At 42.5% G+C, this 18,282-nt stretch carries 14 protein-coding genes; 10 read left to right on the top strand and 4 right to left on the bottom strand.

Features of this window, described 5'->3' with window-relative positions:
* Window positions 1–5: 5 nt before the first annotated feature.
* Window positions 6–959: a glycosyltransferase gene (locus C7B70_RS14305; protein WP_106369703.1), complete on the bottom strand. Its 954-nt coding sequence runs from the start codon at window positions 957–959 to the stop codon at window positions 6–8.
* A gap of 525 nt (window positions 960–1,484) precedes the next feature.
* Here C7B70_RS14305 and C7B70_RS14300 point away from each other — a divergent pair.
* The 10 genes from C7B70_RS14300 to C7B70_RS14255 all read left to right on the top strand — a co-directional run bounded on the left by C7B70_RS14300 (window position 1,485) and on the right by C7B70_RS14255 (window position 13,616).
* A complete protein-coding gene (locus C7B70_RS14300) occupies window positions 1,485–2,744 on the top strand; it encodes a glycosyltransferase (RefSeq protein WP_106369702.1) in 1,260 nt (419 codons plus the stop codon).
* A gap of 137 nt (window positions 2,745–2,881) precedes the next feature.
* On the top strand, window positions 2,882–3,967 hold the full coding sequence (locus C7B70_RS14295; protein ID WP_106369701.1) for a glycosyltransferase family 2 protein: 1,086 nt from the start codon (window positions 2,882–2,884) through the stop codon (window positions 3,965–3,967).
* 362 nt (window positions 3,968–4,329) lie between these two features.
* Entirely contained in the window at window positions 4,330–4,878 is a 549-nt protein-coding gene (locus C7B70_RS27785) for a class I SAM-dependent methyltransferase (protein WP_255409339.1), read from the top strand.
* A gap of 304 nt (window positions 4,879–5,182) precedes the next feature.
* Window positions 5,183–6,553: an anthranilate synthase component I gene (locus tag C7B70_RS14285; protein WP_106369700.1), complete on the top strand. Its 1,371-nt coding sequence runs from the start codon at window positions 5,183–5,185 to the stop codon at window positions 6,551–6,553.
* 101 nt (window positions 6,554–6,654) lie between these two features.
* Complete coding sequence (gene pipX / locus C7B70_RS14280) at window positions 6,655–6,933, top strand: transcriptional coactivator PipX (protein WP_106369699.1); 279 nt, start codon at window positions 6,655–6,657, stop codon at window positions 6,931–6,933.
* Entirely contained in the window at window positions 6,930–7,595 is a 666-nt protein-coding gene (locus tag C7B70_RS14275) for a YggS family pyridoxal phosphate-dependent enzyme (protein WP_106369698.1), read from the top strand. The genes pipX and C7B70_RS14275 overlap by 4 nt, the downstream gene beginning before the upstream one ends.
* A 197-nt stretch (window positions 7,596–7,792) precedes the next feature.
* Window positions 7,793–8,392 (top strand): cell division protein SepF, encoded by a 600-nt coding sequence (locus tag C7B70_RS14270; protein ID WP_106369697.1) that lies wholly within the window; start codon window positions 7,793–7,795, stop codon window positions 8,390–8,392.
* Between the two features lie 78 nt (window positions 8,393–8,470).
* On the top strand, window positions 8,471–9,289 hold the full coding sequence (gene proC / locus C7B70_RS14265) for a pyrroline-5-carboxylate reductase (RefSeq protein ID WP_106369696.1): 819 nt from the start codon (window positions 8,471–8,473) through the stop codon (window positions 9,287–9,289).
* A 107-nt stretch (window positions 9,290–9,396) separates the two neighbouring features.
* Window positions 9,397–12,075, top strand: a complete 2,679-nt coding sequence (locus C7B70_RS14260) for an RNA helicase (RefSeq protein ID WP_106369695.1) — start codon at window positions 9,397–9,399, stop codon at window positions 12,073–12,075.
* Window positions 12,076–12,206: 131 nt separating this feature from the next.
* Entirely contained in the window at window positions 12,207–13,616 is a 1,410-nt protein-coding gene (locus C7B70_RS14255) for an ammonium transporter (RefSeq protein WP_106369694.1), read from the top strand.
* A gap of 197 nt (window positions 13,617–13,813) precedes the next feature.
* On the opposite strand, the gene C7B70_RS14250 is transcribed toward C7B70_RS14255, so the two are convergent.
* The 3 genes from C7B70_RS14250 to C7B70_RS27050 form a co-directional block, all read right to left on the bottom strand.
* Window positions 13,814–15,439 (bottom strand): ammonium transporter, encoded by a 1,626-nt coding sequence (locus tag C7B70_RS14250; protein ID WP_106369693.1) that lies wholly within the window; start codon window positions 15,437–15,439, stop codon window positions 13,814–13,816.
* Between the two features lie 446 nt (window positions 15,440–15,885).
* Window positions 15,886–17,079, bottom strand: coding sequence for a GNAT family N-acetyltransferase (locus tag C7B70_RS14245; RefSeq protein WP_106369692.1), 1,194 nt, complete (start codon window positions 17,077–17,079; stop codon window positions 15,886–15,888).
* Between the two features lie 266 nt (window positions 17,080–17,345).
* Window positions 17,346–17,990 (bottom strand): hypothetical protein, encoded by a 645-nt coding sequence (locus tag C7B70_RS27050; protein WP_199192269.1) that lies wholly within the window; start codon window positions 17,988–17,990, stop codon window positions 17,346–17,348.
* Window positions 17,991–18,282 lie beyond the last annotated feature (292 nt).

Here is an 18,282-nt window from a genome sequence, read left to right as displayed (position 1 = left end):
AAAAGCTAACTTCCAATTACAGACGGCTTTTTGAATTTACCAATTAGCGATCGCAATCTTGCATAGCTCTCTTCACCTAACCATTGTTTTGCCCAACTTAGTAAAGTTAAACGCTTGTAGTTATCGCTCTTTCGTAACTCCGGTGAGTAAGTCAATGCCTTCTGGCGGTGAGTATTTACTGCTTTATAATCTTTTTGTAGCAGCAGTTTCCAAGCGATTGCCAAATACGCACGCCCAACTGCGCGATTTTTTAAGTGTTGCATCTGGGGAGGCGCAGCCAGAAATGTTTTATCAATTACTTTCAATCGGTGGGATAGGTGTTTTTCTAGGTTGTTAGATTTGCTTTTAAGATGCTGGCGGTAGGAAACTAAAGGCTCTTTAATCAAAGCAAAAGAATACTTTGCCGCCAAACGAATCCACATATCCCAGTCTTCCGCAGAAAGCAAATTGCAGTCAAATACACCAACTTCTTCAAAACTACTGCGGCGGATCATCGGGACGCTACCACACAAAATTAGATTTTCCTCTATTATTTGGTTCCAGACATTGCCCTCGGCTTCTGGCACACGCACAACAACTAAATCATTGCCTTGCTCATCTATGTTCTTGATCCAAGTATTTACTAAACCTACAGCAGGATCTGCGTCTAAACACTGCACTTGTTTTTCTAGTTTTGTTGGCTCCCACAGATCATCACTGTCTAAAAATGCTATGTATTTTCCACTAGCAAGAGCAATACCTTTATTTCGAGCTACCGCCACCCCTTGGTTAGTTTGCACTACTATTTTTATTCTTGGCTCTACCAGATTACCAAGCCATTTAGCGGTTGTATCCGTACTCCCATCATCAATAATTATAATTTCAAAATCAGTGAATGTTTGATTGAGGACACTTTCTAATGTTTTTGGTAAGTAAGTTATAGTATTGTAGGTTGGAATAATTACTGTTACAGTTGGCATAGGGTTTTTTTCTTCAATCGTTGATTTGATAGAAAGTTGGGTATTGCTCGTTTATTGCTAAATTTAAACACTCAACTTTTGCACTTAGTGTTTAACAGAATAAACATCTTTGCTTGTTTTGTAGAAACTTTAATAATTTTAGTTTGAGAAAGCTTAACTTTTAAAATTTTTCCTGCTTAAATTATTTGGTGGTTTTAGGCATCAGCTACTTCTTATTTGCCCCAAGCACTGCTTTTACTGATAAAAATTTGTCTTAATCTATACAGTTAGCATTGATAATGCTATTAAATAACTTTATTCTATTACATAAGAACGTAATGTATTATCAATCAACTCAATCTTTACAAAATCCTCATAAAACCCTAAAGTTAGATAAAGAATTGAGCAAAAGCTAAAAAAATGGGGAGGGTAAGCCTAATACAAACTAGAATATAAAATTTTGAATTTACTATCAAAAAAATAGCAATATCAGAATTGAAAGAGTTCATAAACCAGTAAAAAAACTTTTTAAAATCAATAATTACTATGAGAGTCGCTTTTATTGTTGCTAATTTTCCAGTTACGTCAGAGACCTTTATATTAAATCAAATTGTAGGATTGATTGAACGGGGAATTACCGTTGACATTTATGCAATTGAAGAAAATGTAAAAGTAGACACAACTAAAGTTCATCCAGATATAGAAAAATACAACCTGCTCGAACGCACTTACTACGTGCCTGAAATCCCCAAAAATTTTTTATTTCGGTTACTTAAAGGCATAGCTTTGTCCGCTAGTTTCTATCAAGCTCCTTTAGTTTTGTTGCGGAGTCTCAATACTTTTAAATATGGCACTCAAGCAACCTCCTTACGATTGTTGTACCGAAGCAAATATTTAGTAAACAAGGCACCCTACGACATTATTCACTGTCAGTTTGGGACTATTGGACTACCGATAATGCAACTACAAGAACTTGGTGCGATTAAGGGGAAATTGGTTGTCTCCTTTCGTGGTTATGATATTAGTTCAGTTATCAGACAAAGGGGTGAACAGGTTTATAACAAACTATTCAAAACCGGGGATTTTTTTCTGACAAACTGTAACTACTTCAAAAATCGACTGCTCAAACTTGGTTGTAATGAAGACAAGCTAGTTGTATTGGGGTCGGGTATAGATTGCAGTAAATTTGTTTATATTCCTCGCACTTTACCCGCAGACGGCTTAATACGCATTGCCACCACTGGTCGCTTAGTAGAAAAGAAAGGTATTGAATATTGTATTCGTGCAGTGGCGAGGCTGGTTAAAAACAACAAAAACATTGAATATAACATTATGGGTGATGGCCCTTTAAAAGAACAATTGCAGCAATTAATAAACGATTTAGGAGTAAGCGACCAAATAAAACTCTTAGGTCAAAAACGCCAGCAAGAAGTTGTTAAAATTCTCAGTGAATCTTCTATTTTCATAGCTACAAGTATAACAGCAGCTAACGGCGATCAAGATGCTCCAGTAAATACATTAAAAGAAGCAATGGCAATGGGAATGCCAGTTATTGGCACTTTACATGGTGGTATTCCTGAACTTGTTGAAAATGGCGTTTCTGGCTTTTTAGTTCCAGAAAAAGATGTAGATGCTTTAACAGAGAAATTGTCTTGGCTAGTTGAACATTCCCTAACTTGGGTAAGTATGGGTGAAGCTGGTCGTGCCTATGTAGAAAAACACTATGACACCAATCAGCTTAATGATCGCTTAGTAGAGATTTATCACCAAGTTCTGACAGAAAAGGCTAGTAAAATTGAGGAATAAATTATAAACAACTTGCAATTTCTAAGATGACTTAACTAATATAAGTTTATTGAGGAAAACTTGAAAAGCCAGATTTGTTGTAACAATTGCTACTCATTCACCAAAGTAATTTCGGTTAAATTCATCAGGAGAGAGCAATGGATAATTCGCTAGTGTCAGATCCTCAAGTTACAGTTGTTGTTTCGCCCAGAGAACGTTTTAACTATACTTCTCAATCCCTTGAGAGTATCTACAAGCATACAGAGTTTCCTTTTGAACTCATTTATATAGATGGTGGTTCGCCAGCAAATATCAAAAGCTATTTGCAACAAGCAGCGCATGAAAAAGGCTTTGAATTAATTAGAACAGATTACTACCTTTCACCCAATCAAGCACGTAATATTGGTCTAGCTAAGGTAAAGAGTAAGTACGTCGTTTTTGTAGACAACGACGTAGAGGTGACACCAGGTTGGTTGACAAAACTGGTAGAGTGTGCAGAAAAAACAGACGCTACAGTAATTAGCCCATTAATTTGCCAAGGTTCACCCGTTCATGAAATAGTTCACTGTGCTGGTGGAGAATCGGGCGTACTATTAGAAAATAAAGACGGTAACGTCAGACGGCGGATTTTAGAGAAAATTTACAAACAAGGTCGGCGGGTTGTAGATGTACGCGACGGGCTAAAACGCGGGGAAACAGGGCTTGCAGAGTTCCATTGTATGTTAGTCCGTACAAGTATATTTGATAAAATCGGTCAGCTAGATGAAGGTATGCTTAATACCAAAGAACACGTAGATTTCTGCATGACAGTAGTAGAAGCCGGTGGAACGGTTTACTTAGAACCAGATTCCCTAGTTACTTACGTACCAGGACCTCCCCTAGAGTTGTCCGACATGACCTTTTATATGTTGCGTTGGAGCGATGCTTGGGAACTAGCTAGTTTGCAGAACTTGCGTACCAAGTGGGATCTCACCGAAGATGAGTATTTCAAAAATAAGTATAATCGCTTGGGATGGCGACGACACATGACGCTGATTGAACCTTGGATCGTACGTCTTTCCTTTAGCAAAAACAATTCTTTATGGAAAAGAATTATTCGTAAAACCTTTGTCATCGCCGACAAAGTTGTTAATAAATACATTACTAACCATTACGACCAAAACAAGCCTAAGCAGCAGCCAGCACAGATTGTGACCCAAACGCGAGAGTATGTTAAGACTACAACAACATCATCCCAGCGTTAAAGGCTAAGGCAGCTGATAAAAACTTCACTTTTTCAATACATCAAAAAGGCTTGAGCTATACAGTTTTAACGCTATATAGTTCAAGCCTTTTTCAGATAATTTTTGTGAACTTGCAAAAGTTGAGTGTTATTTAGAAAATTGTGTAAGCTTGATCGTTAACTAAGTGCCGAGCGCTGAAGCTAGGAGTAACGATTGTGAATACAACTAACACCAACAACGTAGCAAGAGATAAGTTGAACTCAACAAGTTTATTTTCTAACTAAGTGACAAATTACGTTAAGTACCGTCCAAGCTATCCCGCTACCGCAATTGAAACTATTTTAAGAGGGCTTACCTAGCCCTCCTCGCTAACAGCAGCAGATATTGGTGCAGGGACAGGTATCGCCTCGCGTCTTTTCGCTGAACGTGGGTTAAGAGTTGTTGCTATTGAACCCAACTCCTCAATGAGAGAGGCTGCGGAACCTCATCCTTTAGGAGAATGTCGTGATGCCACTGCTGAACAAACTAAGTTATCCGAGGAATCCGTAGATTTAGTAACTTGCTTTCAGGCTTTTCATTGGTTCCAGTCGATGCCAACTCTAAGAAAGTTTCATCGCATTTTGAAACCATCAGGGCGATTAGCTTTAATTTGGAACGAATGGGTTGCTGAAAACGACTTTTTCACAGAATTTAATCGCGTTATCTTTAAAGCCTTACCGAATCATGCTCCAAGGGGAAAGCAAAGCGGCGCAATGAATCCGTTGTGGTCGAGTCCAGATTTTATGCGCATCCGTCGCCACAAATTTATGCACAGACACGAGCTAGATTTGCCTGGACTTATAGGTTACGCCCAAAGTAAATCTTTTGTCCCCCAAGAAGGAGCCGCACAGCAAGAACTCCTCTCAAATTTGCAGGACTTACACGCTCAATGACCAAATGATCGCGGCATAATTAGCTTACTTTACTGTACTACTGTTTATCTTGCCGAACCCCACACTTCCAAACTCAACTTACCGATGATTTTGCCACCTTGGTTTCTTGGCAAGTGGCGAAAATTGAATAAGAAAGTAATTGACTTGCTTTAAGTTAAATAGAAAAATATTTTGCTAGTAATCCGTGTAGAATCAAAGCTTAAAAGTCACCGCTCTAGTCTATTAGCTAAGGCAATGAGTAAAAGCTGTTTTTAGGCAGATTTAGCAAAATTTAAGTTTTTAGCTGGCTTTTAGTGAAAAATAAATGCAACAAAGTTGGTACTGGAAATCGCTACCATTAGAGAATCGCACAGGCGCGGAGGTTTTTGCAGCTTTATTTGGCAAGGCAAAGATTGCCACACTATTAGAAAGCCCACTACCCATAAAAGGCGATCGCACTCCCTTAGCTAGATATTCTATCTGTGCCGGATCTCCTCGTCTAGTTGATGGATGTCTGCACTGGACACCACCAATTGGCAAGATTTTTCCGTTTTTAGAACAACTGCTAACACAAGCATCCGGCGAAAAAACCCTCAATTACTGCCCCAACGAGCTACCATTTACCGGGGGGTGGCTGGGGTGGCTAGGGTATGATGCAGCTTGGGAAATTGAGAAATTGCCTTGGAAAAGAGCAGATAACTTACCGTTTCCCGTTGCCTTTTGGTATCAACCAGAAAGTTTCGCCGTATTGGATCATTTGCAGCAGTTGCTCTGGTTAGCCGCCGCAGATATTAGTCAATTAGACACGCTTACAAACCAACTGAAATTAGCTCCTACGCCCCCGTTACCCTTTATTGCTCGTACTTCCCCAGTTCGTTTCTTAACCGCTCAAAGTGACTACGAAGCCGCCGTTAGACAAGCTAAAAAATATATTCAAGCGGGAGATATTTTTCAGACAAATTTATCGGTACGATTTAGCACTCAAACGAGTAGCGATAGTTGGGAAATTTACCGCACCTTACAGCAAGTTAATCCTTCCCCATTTGCAAGCTTCTGGCGATCGCCTTGGGGAGATGTGATTAGTTGCTCTCCCGAACGACTGGTACAACTATATAATGGCATTGCTCAAACTAGACCAATTGCCGGAACGCGATCGCGCGGAGCGACGATTGCAGAAGATAATAGACTAGCTCAAGAGCTAATTGCTAGTGCCAAAGAAAAGTCTGAACATATTATGCTTTTAGACCTCGAACGCAATGACTTAGGGCGCGTGTGTCAATGGGGATCGGTACAGGTAGATGAATTACTCACCATAGAACGCTACAGCCATGTTATGCACCTAGTAAGCAACGTCAGGGGAGTTTTGCCGCCTGAGGTTTCCCCTATTGAGCTAATTCGGGCAATGTTTCCTGGCGGCACGATTTCTGGTTGTCCTAAAGTTCGATGTATGGAAATTATCGAAGAATTAGAACCTGTGCGGCGCAGCTTATTTTATGGCTCCTGCGGCTATTTAGATTGGCGAGGCAACTTGGACTTAAATATTTTGATCCGCACCTTACTCGTAACTCCAAGCAGCAACTCAAGCGCTGTATGGGGTCAAGTAGGAGCCGGAATTGTCGCTGATAGTGATCCCGAAACTGAATGGCATGAATCTTTGCAAAAAGCCCAAGCCCAAATTGTAGCTTTGCGTGTCTAAATATAAGTATTCCCCATTTACCTTTTGCACCCAAACCAAGCTATCATCGGCATAATCTGCCTAATCCTTGGGAAAGTTGGTGCTACCTGCCTCAATATTTGATGAATACAGAAAACTATCTAAATCATCCCACCTTTGGTTTACTTTCTAGAGTTTGCGTACTCGAACAACACCAAGAGCTATTTACAACTCTCTACGCCCAACGCTTGTTTTTTTTAGTCACCCACGAATCTCCCGGTGGGGGAATGAAATTTGAATCGGTCAGCCGCTCCCAGGCACGTTTATCCTTAGAAACTCGTTTGCGTCTGCTACGCCGTAGCGGACAATATCAAGAGTACGAGCAATTGCAAAAAATTCTGCAAAGCACTTTTCAATCATGACTATTGCCGAAAGAGTTACCCAAATTCGCCAAAATTTACCCGATACCGTTAAGCTAATTGCTGTTAGCAAACAAGTACCTGTAGAAGCAATGCGCCTTGCTTACGCTGCGGGAATTAGAGATTTTGGCGAAAGTCGAGTCCAAGAAGCTCACTCAAAGCAGTTGCAACTTGTAGATTTGACAGATATTACTTGGCACTTTATCGGGAGATTGCAAAGTAATAAAGCTAAAAAAGCAATAGAGTTGTTTCAGTGGATTCACTCAGTAGACAGTTTAAAATTAGCACAGCAATTAGATAAATTAGCAGCAGAAAATCCGCGCCAACTACAAGTTTGTTTGCAAGTAAAAATTGAGAGCGATCCGCAAAAAACTGGCTGGACTGTACCTCAGCTTTGGGCAGATTTACCCGATTTAGCTTGCTGTAAAAACTTGCTTATTGGTGGGTTAATGACAATTCCACCTGTAGGATTAGATGAAAGTCAAGTAAAAAGCGTGTTTGACCGCACTTCGGCTCTGCTTACAGAGATTAAATCTAAAAATTGGCTAAATTTGCCGCAACCGCAGTTATCGATGGGAATGTCAGAGGACTACAAAAGTGCGATCGCATCTGGCGCAACAATGATCCGTCTAGGACGGATTTTGTTCGGAGAACGCTTGCAGTAGTACAAAAAGTTTTATCGGATATAAGGTTGCGTTAATTACTTACATAGGGTATTAATTTTATAAATTCAAAAAGTGTTGTTAAGAGAATTTATCAACAAAGAATTTATTGCGTTTATTTAGGCTAGTCCTAGAGTCTTTGGTAAAATTTGCTGTGGTAATTTAACTAAAGGTGTAAATCGTCAGGAGGAAGGCAAACAGTGAGTATTTTTGGAAAATTAAAAGAATTTGTGGGTTTAAATGACCCGATTGAGTACGAATATGACGAGTATGAAGATAATGGAAACGGGGATAACTACCGCAACACCTACCAACAAGAGCAAGCTCAATCTATGCCTGAAGAAGGCAACGGTCGCCGCCGGATGCGCGAGCGAATTTCTGTAGCCCCAGATAGCACAGAATCGGGTACACCACTAAATAATGTGATTGGTATGCCAGGAACAAACAATAGCACTTCCGAAGTAATAGTCATGGAACCGCGCACGTTTGAAGAAATGCCCCAGGCAATTCAAGCACTGCTTGATCGCAAATCGGTAGTTCTCAATCTCACCATGTTAGACCCCGATCAAGCCCAAAGAGCAGTAGACTTTGTTGCTGGCGGAACTTACGCTATCAACGGTCATCAAGAGCGTGTAGGAGAAAGTATATTTTTATTTACTCCTATCTGCGTTCAAGTTACAACTCAATCGGGTATTGTAACCGAGTCCGCCCAAGCTCAAGCTCAAGTCCGCACCGGACGAGTTACAGCGCCAACGGCGTCTTGGACACCAGAATCTACTCGGATAGCTCAATCTAGCTAATAAAGGAAACAAGAATTTTCCTATTTTGGGTTTAAAGCCTGTCAAAAACAGGTAAAATTAGCAACTGCTCGTAAAAGGATGATTTCGTTGCTCGAAGGCAAGCTTGGTATAATTGGTGGCGGGGTAATGGGCGAAGCGCTGCTATCCCGCTTAATCGTTAGGGAAATTTATCAACCTTTAGAGATCGTTGTCAGCGAAGTAAAGGAGACACGCCGCGATTATTTAGCGCAAACCTATGGCGTACAAGTAACCGCCGACAACCAAGATTTAGCGCGCTGTAGGGCGATTATACTGGCAATTAAGCCCCAGATATTTCCCGAAGTTGCCAAGGTATTAAACCAAGCTTTAACGACAAGCGAATCAAAGCCGTTAATAATTTCGATTTTGGCAGGGGTAAAGTTAAGTCAATTAGAATCAGCTTTTGATCTACCAGTAGTTAGAGCTATGCCCAACACTCCGGCTACAGTGGGTGCAGGTATTACAGCCCTTTCTATGGGTTCTCAAGTGCTTGAAAGCGATCGCCAAATCGCTAGAAAAATATTTGAGTCGGTAGGGGAAGTGGTAGAAGTTCCCGAAACCTTAATGGATGCGGTGACAGGATTATCGGGATCAGGCCCGGCTTACGTAGCAATGATTGTTGAGGCTTTAGCCGATGGGGGCGTAAAATCGGGCTTACCAAGAGAAATTGCTATGCAACTAGCCCTAGCAACCATTAAAGGCACTGTAGAGCTATTGCAAACTACAAAAATGCACCCCGCCCTCCTCAAAGATCGCGTTACAAGTCCGGGGGGAACAACCATTGCTGGAGTAGCCCAGTTAGAAAAGGGTGGGCTGCGTTCGGCGTTGATTCAAGCGGTACAAGCAGCAAGTGCGCGCAGTCTTGAATTAGGTAAATAACCCCTACCAAAAAATTTAATTAATTAAATTGGCTTACAATCGTAGGAATATCGACAAGTTGGCAATGCCTTCTGTGCCTAATAAATTTATTGCTCGCCTAATTAAAAGTGGTTTCCCAAGCATTTCCCGAATTGGATTTAAAAAATATATTTCCGTTTGAATTAGATGAATTTCAAAATAGCGCGATCGCGGCTTTAAATGAGAATAAGTCGGTAGTAGTATGTGCGCCTACTGGTTCAGGCAAAACATTAATTGGCGAGTACGCTATTTATCGCGCTCTAGCTAGGGGGCGACGAGTATTTTACACGACACCTTTAAAAGCGCTATCTAACCAAAAACTGCGCGATTTTCGGAGAACTTTCGGGGCAGATAAAGTAGGATTACTAACGGGAGATGTTTCGATTAACCGAGAAGCCCCAATTTTGGTAATGACTACCGAAATCTTCCGCAATATGCTCTACGGTACGCCTATCGGTGAAGTTGGCACATCGATGCAGGGTGTAGAGGCGGTAGTTTTAGATGAATGTCATTACATGAACGATCGCCAACGGGGGACAGTTTGGGAAGAATCAATTATTTACTGTCCTAGAGAAATTCAATTAGTCGCCCTTTCTGCTACCGTTGCCAACAGCGACCAACTTACCGATTGGATTAATACAGTTCACGGGCCAACTCAACTAATTTATTCAGATTTTCGCCCTGTACCTTTAGAGTTTAAGTTTTGCAATGTTAAAGGGCTATTTCCCTTGCTTGAAGGTGGCAAAATTAATCCCCGCCTCCGACCAAAACGCGGTAGCATAGACGCTCAAAAGGCAAAAGATGCCAGACGTAATGGAGCAAGACCCGAAGCTCCCAGCATAATTTATCTGCTTAATCAGCTAAGTTCAAGAGATATGCTGCCAGCAATTTACTTTATCTTCAGCCGCAGAAATTGCGATAAAGCTGTAGAAGATTTGGGAACGCTGACGTTAGTAAACCCCTCAGAAGCAGCCGAATTGAAGTGGCAAATTGATGAATTTTTACAGCGCAACCCCGACGCGGGAAGGACTGGACAAGTTGAGCAATTGTATCGCGGGATTGCCGCCCATCATGCGGGAATATTGCCAGCATGGAAAGGATTAGTTGAAGAATTATTCCAGCAAGGGTTAATTAAAGTTGTATTTGCAACAGAAACTCTAGCGGCGGGAATAAATATGCCTGCCCGAACTACCGTAATTTCTAGTTTATCAAAACGTACTGATCGCGGGCATCGATTGTTAAATGCTTCTGAGTTCCTGCAAATGGCAGGTAGGGCAGGTCGTAGGGGTATGGATAAGCGCGGCTACGTTGTTACCGCTCAAACCCCCTTTGAAGGGGCAAAAGAAGCCGCTTACCTAGCAACAGCGAAAGCCGACCCATTAGTTAGTCAGTTTACCCCCACCTATGGCATGGTGTTGAACTTACTGCAAACTCATACCTTAGAACAAGCAAAAGAGCTTGTAGAACGTAGTTTTGGGCAGTATATCGCCAATTTGTACCTAAAACCTCAATACGAAGCGATCGCCCTGGTGCAGGCTCAACTAGCCCAAGTACAAGAGCAGCTTGCCTCTGTAGATCCGATCCAATTGCAAAACTACGAAAAATTGCGGCAACGGCTTAAAGTTGAAACCCAGTTATTAAAAACTCTCCAAGCACAAGCCGCCGATGACAGGGTAGAGCAACTAAGTCTAACTCTGAGCTTTGCCATGACAGGTACTCTCCTGAGCCTCAAGGGAAAAAATGTCGTCACTTCTGTACCTATAACCGCCGTTTTAGTTGCCAAAACCCCCGGAGCGGGACAACTGCCCTACTTAGTATGTTTGGGGGCAAATAATCGTTGGTATGTGGTGACAACAAGCGACGTGGTAGATTTACACGCTGAATTGCCACCATTAGAAATTTCTAGCGATCTTTTGCCTCCGGTAGAAATGCTGATCAGACCCGGACAATCACGCCGAGGAAACCAAGAATCTCAGGCAGTTGCGGCTTTAATTCCTAACTCGGCGGCGATTATTCACATTGCGCCCGAAGTCTTGGCTCAACAACAGCGAACTATAGCAGTGACGGCGCAAATTGAAGCCCATCCTTTGCATGAAGCAGGCAATCCGGCAACACTTTTCAAGCGTCGCAACAAAGCAATAGAACTTGAAGCCGAGCTTGCTAACCGTCAAGCAGAATTAGAAAAGACTTCTCAGCGTCACTGGGAAGAATTTTTACATCTAATCGAAATTTTGCAACGATTTGGTTGTTTGCAAGACTTAGTACCTACTGATTTAGGACAAGTTGCGGCGGCAATTCGCGGGGACAATGAATTATGGATTGCTCTAGCTTTAGCAAGTGGTGAGTTTGACGAATTAGATCCCCAATGTTTGGCGGCGGCGATCGCTGCCATAGTCACAGAAACCCCTCGCCCTGATACCTGGGTACGTTACACGTTGTCTGTTTCTGTAGAAGAAGCCCTTGCGCTCTTGCGTTCTACACGGCGAAATTTGTTTCAAATGCAACGCCGTTATAACATCGCTTTACCAATTTGGTTAGAGTACGATTTAGTTGCTTTACTAGAAAATTGGGCGCTGGGGGTAGATTGGGTTGAACTATGCAGCCACACAAGTTTAGATGAGGGGGATGTTGTCCGGCTGTTACGTCGCACCTTAGACTTATTATCGCAAATACCCTATGTTCCCCATTTGTCAGCTTCTTTACAACGCAATGCTTATCGTGCAGTGCAGTTAATCGATCGTTTTCCCGTAAATGAAACTGCCCAGTAAAGCAGCATTAACTACAACGATCTTTGACTTAATTGAGCCAAATGTATCTTTAGATACGGAATTACTACTATTGATACTGATGCAATGAGATTGCACTGCACTCTACGTATAGATGTAAAAGGTTAAGATAAATGGTAAAGAAAATACCAATCATAGTAGCGATCGCATTAATATTGCTAGGCTCTAGTTTAATTTCTCCAGCATTAGCGGCGACTACTGAGGAGATGATAGCGGCGGCGCAAACGTCGGCGGATACAGGGTTTATGTTGATGTGTTCCGCTTTGGTTTTATTGATGACACCAGGGTTGGCATTTTTCTATGGTGGGTTTGTCCGCGATCGCAATATTTTAAATACTTTGATGATGAGCTTCTTGCTCATGGGCATAGTTGGAGTTACCTGGGTTCTCTGGGGTTACAGCCTTGCTTTTGCCCCGGGGACAGCTTTTATTGGTGGTTTGCAATGGCTGGGCTTGAATGGTGTCAGCGCTACGATGGCAGTCACCGATTATCTCAAAGGCTCCGCGCCAGAGGAATTAGTTTCGTATTCCGCAACTATTCCGCACCAAACATTCATGATCTACCAGGCAATGTTTGCAATTATTACTCCAGCGCTAATTTCTGGAGCAATTGTTGAGCGAGTTAGCTTCCGGGCTTACGCGTTATTTGTGCTAATTTGGTCAACTTTTATATATTGTCCTTTAGCTCACATGGTCTGGGCAAAAGGTGGCTTTTTAGGCTTGGCTGGTGGCATTGGCGCTCTCGATTTTGCGGGGGGTACGGTAGTACACATTAGTTCGGGGATTTCGGCTCTAGTAGCGGCTATTGTGATTGGCCCACGCAAAACCTATCCAAGTCAGTTAGCATCTCCTCACAATGTACCTTTTATCTTGCTAGGTGCGGGTTTACTATGGTTTGGTTGGTTTGGCTTTAATGCTGGTAGTGCTTTTGCTTCCGGTAGCTTGGCTACCGTTGCTTTTGTTACCACTAATACGGCGGCGGCGGCGGCGGCATTAACTTGGCTAATTTTAGAAAAAGTTTTACGCGGCAAACCTACAGCCGTAGGGGTAGCGACAGGTGCGGTGGCTGGTTTAGTTGGGATTACACCTGCCGCCGGATTTGTTACACCTCTAGCTGCGATATTAATTGGTAGTATTACGGCGGTATGCTGCTTTTTTGCTATTAGTGTCAAGCATAAATTCCAAATTGATGACGCATTAGATACCTTTCCCGTGCATGGTGTGGGCGGTACGGTAGGAGCAATTTTAACCGGGATTTTTGCCACCGTTGAAGTCAATGAATTTGGTAAAGATGGGTTACTGCGCGGTAATTTCAATCAACTTGGAATTCAATTAGCAGCGATCGCTGTTGCCTATATTTTTGCTGGCGTGGGTACGTTTGTAATTCTCAAAGTCCTTGATGCTACCGTTGGTTTGCGTCTTTCTGCCGAGGAAGAATACCAAGGTATGGATATCCACGAACACGGCGAAGAAGGTTATGGAGAAGAATTTGCTAGTGGAATAAGTATCAAGCAAAAGTCTTAGCCTCTAACTTTATAAAGCTCTAAATAAACTTTGCTTTCTTGAGTTTACCTTTGACCTATTCGCAACTAATTCTCAAGTTTGGATCATTTGCTTGGTCTACTAGGACTTAAAATTTAAGTCCTTTCACAAAAACTGCCCCTAAACTTGTCATTTTCATTTTAGGGACAGTTTCGATCTTATTTAGCTTTTAGCGATGATTAATATAATTTACCAGATAAATCTGGCGATCCCTTTTTCCTGTCCCCACGATCAGCTTCACTAAACCCAGTATTCTCCGCCTCTTTGAGAAATCCACTGTAAGCTTCCATCCCGTGTTCGCTGATATCCAAACCTTGAATTTCATCTTCCGCAGTCACGCGAATACCCAAAGTAGCCTTGAGTGCCACCCAGAAGATTGTACTCAGAAGAACAGTAATGCCACCTACCGAGATAATACCAACAACTTGCGACCAAACTTGTTGAAAACCACCACCTAATAGCAAGCCCCTGATTGGTCCTAAACCTTCTCCATATAGATTCAAAGCGCCCGCAGGGCCTTCGGCAAATAGACCTACTGCCAGAGTTCCCCAAATGCCACAAACTAAGTGAACGGAAGTTGCACCTACAGGGTCGTCAATTTTAATTCTGTCAAAGAAGGTGACAGCAAAGACGACTATTACTCCAGAAACCGCACCAATTACCGCAGCCCAAGGTAAGCTAACAAAAGCACAACTTGCGGTAATTCCGACCAAGCCTGCTAGTATGCCATTGATAATCATCGACAAATCCGGCTTGCCAAGATACAACCAAGCGGTAATTGTCGCTGCAATCCCACCGAAAGATCCCGCTAAGTTCGTTGTTAAAGCAATATGGGCAATGCTCGGGTTTACTGACATTGTTGAACCAGGATTAAAACCAAACCATCCTAGCCACAAGATCAAAGCGCCCAAGGTGGCAATGCTCATATTGTGTCCTGGCATTGCTACCGACTCTCCATTCTGATACCTGCCTAGGCGGGGCCCTAAAAAGGCTGCACCCATCAAAGCTGCCCAACCACCAACGGCGTGAACTACCGTAGATCCGGCAAAGTCCCAAAAGCCAGCTTTTGCTAGCCAGCCACCACCCCAAATCCAATGGCCTGTAATTGGGTAGGCAATACCGACAAGTAAAAGGCTAAAGACTAAAAAGCTAAAAAATTTAATGCGTTCGGCAACAGCGCCAGAAACGATTGTTGCGGCAGTTCCAGCAAACACCAACTGAAATAAAAATTTTGCCCCTAGAGGTACGCCTGTCCAATTTAGAGCGCTAAAAACACCTTGATAGGCATCTCCAGTAGCGGGGCTGTTGTCGGCTCCACTTAAGAACCATCCATTAGTACCAAAAAATGGATTGCCATCACCAAACATTAAGCCAAAGCCAATCGCCCAGAATGCTACGGTAGATAGCGCAAATACGATCAAGTTTTTCGCTAAAACGTTAACGGCATTTTTCTGACGGCAGAACCCAGTTTCTAGCATACAGAAACCAGCATTCATAAAAAATACCAAAAAGGCAGCGATAGACACCCATAGTGTGTCTATCCCTACCCTCAAGCTTTGCAAGTCTTGCGTTACCTTGTCAGTATTTGCAGGCGCTCCGTCTTGGGCAACTGCTGCGTAACCCCATACCAGCACAATCAAGATTGCTAGAGGAATGCAGGCTTGCCAACTAGGAGTTAGTTGTTTAATTGCCCGCTCTAACTGAGCCAAAATCGGGATATTTTTGTTAAAGCGTGAGCTTGAATGCCCATATAGCCGCCTTTTCGTGTTTTTCCGCTTGTGCTTGTGTGTGAGTTTTACCTTCATCCGTCCTGGCAATCCTTAAATTAGTAAATACTTAATAATCTGGTGAAATCTTAACTTTTAACAACATCAAGCTTTAGCGTCCGGACAAGTTACTCAAGAGCCATAGGAAAGCCTGAAGTAACTTGTTCTACTCCTAAAACTAAATACGTTGTCAATACCTCTTAAGAAGTTCATTTTGTATCACTATAAGCACTAATTCTGTATAAAGAAATACAAATACTTGGAGGTTGTTTTTACTTAATAGAGGTAATTGATAAATTTATACTTGGATTGAATAACCCATTTTTGCTTCAGTTATTGGCAAATAACCAGCTAGTTACACTTACTCTCTTGCGAATAAATAAAAATCTCTCTGAAAATGTACGGTTTTTTAGCTATGTAGCCTGTAATAGTCTAAGTATGGACAAATCAGCTATTGCCTGAATAACTTGCTTCAGGCAATTTATTTACTTACCTTCGCTACTGGGATTAAAAGGTAAGTTTTGGTTAATCTCCTCAATCTCTTGCTGTTCCATAGCATTTACTTCTTTAATATAAGGAAGTAATATTTGTGTCAATCGACGATTATAAAAGCGGTGCATACTATGATTAGGACTTGCCGGAAAGCCGCGCCGCTTCTTATGTCTGCCCCCTGCACCGGGGTCAAAAGTTTGAATTTTTTGCTTGATTGCCCACTCAATCGGTGTGTAGTAACAAGCATCAAAGTGTAAGCAATCAATATCTTGAAAACTACCCCAGTAGCGCCCGTAGAGGCGATCGCCTTTAGTCAAACAAAAAGACATTCCCATCGGTTGACGCTTATCCAACTGGTTGTAAGCCGCGACAAATACCACCCGATGCCGATAATTGGTGTATAACTGCTCAAAAAAGCGCTTAGTTAAATACTTACTTCCCCACCCGCCAAATTTGTCGCAAGTATCGGCGTAAAAACTATACATAAGCGGAAACAATGATTTAGGAATCTCATCCCCTGTCAATACTTGCAACTGCAAACTTTGCTTTTCTACAGCTTTGCGTTCTCGCTTGATATTGCGGCGCTGATTGGCGTTAAACATTGTCAAATAATCGTCAAAGTTTTGAAAATCCTGATTTTGCCAAATCGAGCTATGGTGCAGCCAAGCAGTAAACCCATGACGTTCTAATACAGGTTTCCACTCTGGATCGACGTAGAGAAAATGACAGCCGGAAATGTTTTGGCGATCGCAAAAATAATCAATCGCCCTTACCATTAACCCAGTCATCTCATCTTCATCTTCTCCCGGCGCAATCAAAAATCGATAACCTTCGGCAGGTGTAAAAGGTGACATTCCTAAGAGTTTTGGATAATAATCAACCCCAATTCGCCTTGATACTTCTGCCCATTGCTGGTCAAAAATAAACTCACCGTAACTATGACCTTTAAGATATAGCGGTGCGGCAGCAATTAATTGGCGATCGCGCCAAATAGTTAAATGATTCGGCAACCAGCCAGCTTGAGGTATGGCACTCCCAGAGCTTTCTAAGTTATTCAACCATTCCCACTCCAAAAAAGGTGTTTTGAGGGGCATAGCGAGGGCATCCCACGCCGCTTGTGGGACTTCGGCAATCTTATTAATCCAAGCAACGTTATAACTAGGCTGAATCGATTTCACTTTAGACATTTTTAGTAGTTTAATGAAAAGCCGAACCATTGCGCGTAGTTCGGCACTGTCAGTTTGGCAAGGAAGCCTTTTAATTAATTGTTACTTGTAAATAACTCTTTTACTAATTCAGCAAACAGCCAATCGGTAGCGCGACTGGCGATGCGACTGCGGACAAGTCTTATCGGGCGCAAAGCGTCCTTTTCAGCGTCGAATATCTCCCCCAGAGCTTCGCCAATATCACTTTTTGTGCGTCTCTTTCTTGGCTCAATGCGAGTAAAAACCCACTACCAAAGTGCCATCTTAATTAAGGAAGATCCAGCCTTTTTACTTTTTTTCTTGTCGCCGCTATCTTCACGCGATGGCGCTACCCCTAGTGCCTTTTGAAATCGCCTACGGGACAGGTGGCGTTTAGTTGGTTTCCCCGATTCTCGACCAATAGCAACTCTAACTTCTGGCTTTCCATCTGCGTCAAAGTAGTTTTCTAACGGGTAAATTTGGCTCAAAATCAGGGCTTCGGTGCGTTCGCCAAAGCCAAACTGGGCAAAGACTTTACGGTATTTTAAAAAGCGCAGGTCTTTCATTAAATTACGCATCAGAACTTCAAGAGCGCGTTCCCTTCTTTGGAGAACGCAAATGGCTTTAGCGCTGTGGATTACTTCGCTTTCCAGACCTAAGCCTGAACTATTAATCAGCTTTTTATCGTACCTTTGGCTCTTTCGTTCCCCGGCTAACCAGCCCCAAAATAGCGGCGCATTTAGGCTCGTCATTGCAACTTCGGGAAACTGCCATGCCAGGTCTTGACGCATCCGATTAATGATCGGCGACTGCACCCGGTTGAGGTGCTGGAGGCGCAGAACAATATCCCGAATTTGGGAGACGATCGGGTCGCGGATACGAACGAAACGGCGATCGCTCTGATTGTGTTCCATATAGTAACAAGCTAGGGCTAAAGCGTCGGCGGAGTCGTCTTTATCTGGTAAGTCTAGATTTACCCGGTAGGCGTGTAATTGTTTGTGACCTACTAGGGGGATTTCTACTCCAGCTTCGGCTAGTTTAGTTACCCAGAACTTGGAGTAATTAACCCCGGTTGGCTCTACAACAGCGACATCAGGAGAGAGTGATAGTAACGCTTTTATACCACTGCTATAGCCCTACAAATTCACGTTAAGACGTAAAATAAGAAAAGAAGAAATACAAACAACATTTATGCCCGCCCCTTAC

Source organism: Chlorogloea sp. CCALA 695, assembly GCF_003003885.1.
In the GTDB taxonomy this organism is placed as follows: Bacteria; Cyanobacteriota; Cyanobacteriia; order Cyanobacteriales; family Chroococcidiopsidaceae; genus Aliterella.
Note: the sequence above shows the minus strand (reverse complement) of the source record. Positions and strands in the feature narration are given on the sequence as shown.